This is a genomic window from Clostridium sp. K04 (assembly GCF_019734375.1).
GTDB lineage: Bacteria > Bacillota > Clostridia > Clostridiales > Clostridiaceae > Clostridium > Clostridium saudiense.
Genome location: NZ_JAASHD010000075.1, coordinates 1 through 3,907 on the forward strand (window position 1 = coordinate 1; position 3,907 = coordinate 3,907).

3 protein-coding genes, 1 tRNA gene and 1 rRNA gene are annotated in these 3,907 nt (G+C 26.9%); 1 reads left to right on the plus strand and 4 read right to left on the minus strand.

Features of this window, described 5'->3' with window-relative positions; genetic code table 11:
• Window positions 1-430: 430 nt before the first annotated feature.
• Window positions 431-1,312 carry a patatin-like phospholipase family protein gene (locus HCG70_RS17055; RefSeq protein WP_055292501.1) on the minus strand — a complete coding sequence of 294 codons (882 nt, stop codon included), beginning with the start codon at window positions 1,310-1,312 and terminating at the stop codon, window positions 431-433.
• A 13-nt stretch (window positions 1,313-1,325) separates the two neighbouring features.
• The gene (locus HCG70_RS17060; protein WP_042403012.1) at window positions 1,326-2,129 is read right to left on the minus strand and encodes a pyruvate, water dikinase regulatory protein; all 804 of its coding nucleotides are present in this window, start codon (window positions 2,127-2,129) and stop codon (window positions 1,326-1,328) included.
• A gap of 150 nt (window positions 2,130-2,279) precedes the next feature.
• On the opposite strand from HCG70_RS17060, the gene HCG70_RS17065 reads away from it, so the two are divergent.
• Window positions 2,280-3,047, plus strand: coding sequence for a signal peptidase II (locus HCG70_RS17065; protein WP_042403014.1), 768 nt, complete (start codon window positions 2,280-2,282; stop codon window positions 3,045-3,047).
• Between the two features lie 82 nt (window positions 3,048-3,129).
• On the opposite strand, the gene HCG70_RS17070 is transcribed toward HCG70_RS17065, so the two are convergent.
• Together HCG70_RS17070 and rrf are read right to left on the minus strand one after the other, a co-directional pair.
• Window positions 3,130-3,205 (minus strand) — tRNA-Lys (locus HCG70_RS17070).
• Between the two features lie 5 nt (window positions 3,206-3,210).
• Window positions 3,211-3,327 (minus strand): 5S ribosomal RNA (gene rrf / locus HCG70_RS17075).
• Between the last annotated feature and the right edge of the window lie 580 nt (window positions 3,328-3,907).

Consider the following 3,907-nt stretch of genomic DNA (forward strand, 5'->3'; position numbering starts at 1 on the left):
AAGACTCTCAAAAGAATTGCTGGTTTACTTTAACTATATTCTGTTCAATTTTCAAAGACCATTTACTCTGTCGCACCGAAGCGACTTCCTTATCTTATCATCTCTTACGACATCTGTCAACAACTTTTTTTAAAAGTTTTTGTCGTATTTCGTAAGCGACAATGAATATCATATCACTTCAACAATTACTTGTCAACAACTTATTTTTATAAGTTTTTGTAGTATTTTGTCATCAGTAACGAGTTTTATCTTATCACTATATATTACTTATGTCAATAACTTTTTGTATTTTTATTAAATAATAATATAATTTCAAATTAAGTGAGTTAATTGCTTTATTTAGACTTTATATTTCCTAGTAGGTTTAGTATCTAAAATATAGCATTTACTCACTTAACTTGCTTTGAAAGTAGAAACAATATTTATACTTCTATCTATTAAATATTGTTTTTATTGAATCCAACAAACTCAGTTTTGATATTGCCTTATCCTTATCTATATTACGTGTTAAATCCATTATAGGCTTAATTTTATATATTGTATCCTTATATCCTTTAGATATTCTTTTTCTAATTACATCTGTATTAAAATCCATCATTCCTTTTAAATCAGCACCTTCGCCTTCCTCTGAGTTGATCTGTATTATATTAGTATTAGGATACATCTCTGTATTTATATGACTATCCGCTGATAATTGAACTACTATTATAATATCACAATGCTCTCCATATACAGGTTGTATTGGCACATTATCAACAATTCCACCATCTAGATAACTAATATTATCTATTATAGGAGAATCATATATTAACGGAACTGCTGATGTTGCATATAATATCTGCTTTATAATCTCTTCTGAATATTCATTAATATTGAAGTATTGTGCTTTTATTTCCGGAATACTAGTACATGTTGCAAATCCCTTTATCTTAGAATTTTTAATCTTTTTAAAATCAACTTTTTTTAATATGTCATTCAATCCCTCTCTTGATAAGGTTCCCCCTTTAACAACTGTAGGTATATATTTTTTTATAAATGACATATTTTTAGCACCTAAAAAAAATAATATCCCTTTTACAATTAAATCTTTTTCTTCTAATGGTAGAATCTCTTCTTTTGTTAAGCTACACCAAATTTCTTCAGCCAAATTAAAGTTTCCCTGTAAAAATAACATAGCATTTAATGCTCCTATAGAGGTTCCAGAAACAACTTCTATATATTTATCTATGTTTAATTCAGATAAAGCTTTCCAAACACCTATTTGATAAGCTCCTCTTGAACCACCTCCAGCTAAAACCAACCCTACCTTCATACTATCCTCCTAATTATTTCTCACAACCTAAAGCTTTAATAATTATAAGTGCAGTATCTTCTATAGCTCTTTGAGTAACATCTATAGTCTTGCATCCCAATTTTCTAATAATTTTATCTGAGAAATCAAATTCCTCTAATATTCTAGCATCACCTGCATATTCAATATTAGACGGTATTCTATGAAACTTATCTAATCTTCGTTTTCTAATTTCTATTAATTGTAATGGATTTATTGTTAATCCAAATATTTTATGTTTATCTATTTCGAATAATTCCTTTGGCACTTCTACTTCTGGAACCAAAGGAATATTAATAGCCTTAATTCCTTTATTAGCTAAATACATACATAATGGTGTTTTAGAAGTTCTAGATAATCCAACTAAAACAACATCAGCATTTTTTAATCCTCTATAATCTTTACTATCATCATATTGCATAGCAAATTCCATTGCCTCAATTCTTTTAAAGTATGCTTCATCTGTTTTCCACATAGCTCCTGGATTATATTGTGGTTGTTCATTTAAAATTGATGATGCAACATTAATTATAGGACCTAATACATTTACGATAGATACATTACTTTCTATACATTTTTGTGTTAGGTATTCCCTTACATTTACAGTAATAATAGTTGATACAATCATAGCATTTTCACAAGATTTAATATCATTAATAAGTTCTTGTACATCCTCTAAACTCTTAACATAAGGAATTCTTCGTACTTCAACATTTTCTGAAAACTGACTTGCTGCAGCTTCTGCTACCTGTTCGGCTGTTTCTCCTATTGAATCTGATACCGCAAAAATTGTTAGCATATTTAATACCCTCCTATTTCTCTCAATTAAACTAAATTCTCTTACATCTATTATTATACCAACTTTTTTCAAATAATTGCTAATATGATGAATTATAATATCTATTATGATAAAATCAAAATATACTTAATTTAACTTAAGGAGGAGCTCATGAAAAATTCACTTAATAAAGATAAAATAATTACAATTGGAATATTACCGATTATGTGGCTAGTATATTTCTTGTTTGAAATAATTAGTGGTAGAGTTAAAGATTTTTATACTCTTATACTGAATCTTTCTTTGCTTTTAGTATTTGCATTAGTTGGAGCTATTATCTATAAATGTAGCACCAAAAATTTAAACGGCTTAAATAATAGAGCATTAATTATTACCTTCCTAATTCTAATGCTATTAGATCAAGGACTTAAAGTGATTATTAAGACTAATTTCTTTCATTATTATTTCGAAATAATTCCAGACTTTCTTTCATTTAATCCTATAATAAATACTCAAGGCTCATGGCTAAATGCTCGATTTAATTTTAATATTGGTTTTTCATTATTAATTTTAATTAATGGAATAGCTTTATTTCTATTTATTGAGTTGTATAGATACGTAAAATATAAAGGTCATAAAAACTTTTGGATAGATATGTGCTTCATCTTTATCTTTGCTGGAGCTTTATGTTCTCTTATAGATAAAGTGTTTTATGGTGGTAGCTTGGATTTCATAGGAATAAGTGATTTATTTATAGCTGATTTCAAAGATATATATATAAACTTAGGTTTGCTATTTTTTATTATGTCTTGTTATAAAAATGGTTTCTTTTCTGAAACAGAAGAAACATCTTTAAAAGACGATTGGAATTCTGTAAAAAAATTTATTATATTCATTAAGAAAGATTTATTAAGTATATTAAAAAAGGAAAAGGTATAAATACCTTTTCCTTTTTATATATATATTATTATGCTAAGCAAGTTTCCTATTAAAAAATCACTTCTATGATAGAAGTGATTTTTGGTGGCTTACCGGGGAATCGAACCCCGGACACCTTGATTAAAAGTCAAGTGCTCTACCGACTGAGCTAGTAAACCATATTACCTGGCAACGTTCTACTCTTCCACACAGTCCCCCGTGCAGTACCATCGACGCTGTAGAGCTTAACTTTCCTGTTCGGAATGGGAAGGAGTGTTTCCTCTACGCCATCATCACCAGATATTCATTATTTTTTTTATTTGTCTCTCAACAATTATTTATTATATAGATATATTCTACATATGTCAACATATTTTTTTAAAATAATTTTATTTTTCTCTAATTTCTTTTTTTTATACATAATAATATGTATTTAATTCTATTTTATAAGTATATCTTATTTATATTTCATCTAAAATTTTTATTCATTATAATTTATACTCTAATTTTAAAGTGTCCAAGTCCAATAAATGTATCCAATATTACACTATATAAATATAAAATTAATTTTCCACATCAATATTTAATTTATCCACAATTTCAAGCATAATTTCAATTTATTATGTTAATATATTTTGAAGTTAAAAATTAAATTATACATACTATATATTTAAAAATATAATTTTTGATTTTAGTTGCAAATTAGTATTGTCCAATATGTGATTTTAAAATTCATTTTATATTAGTATTATAATTATTTTTACAAACAAAAAAGTCTTAATTTATCATTTGATAAACTAAGACTTTTGGTGCGCCATCACGGGTTCGAACCGGGGACACCCTGATTAAGAGTCAGGTGCTCTACCAACTGAGCTAATAGC

What these genes read in the sequence shown, in the direction of transcription:
- HCG70_RS17055 (WP_055292501.1), bottom strand. Translation starts at nt 1,312, where the DNA reads ATGAAGGTAGGGTTGGTTTTAGCTGGAGGTGGTTCAAGAGGAGCTTAT.
- HCG70_RS17060 (WP_042403012.1), bottom strand. Translation starts at nt 2,129, where the DNA reads ATGCTAACAATTTTTGCGGTATCAGATTCAATAGGAGAAACAGCCGAA.
- HCG70_RS17065 (WP_042403014.1), top strand. Translation starts at nt 2,280, where the DNA reads ATGAAAAATTCACTTAATAAAGATAAAATAATTACAATTGGAATATTA.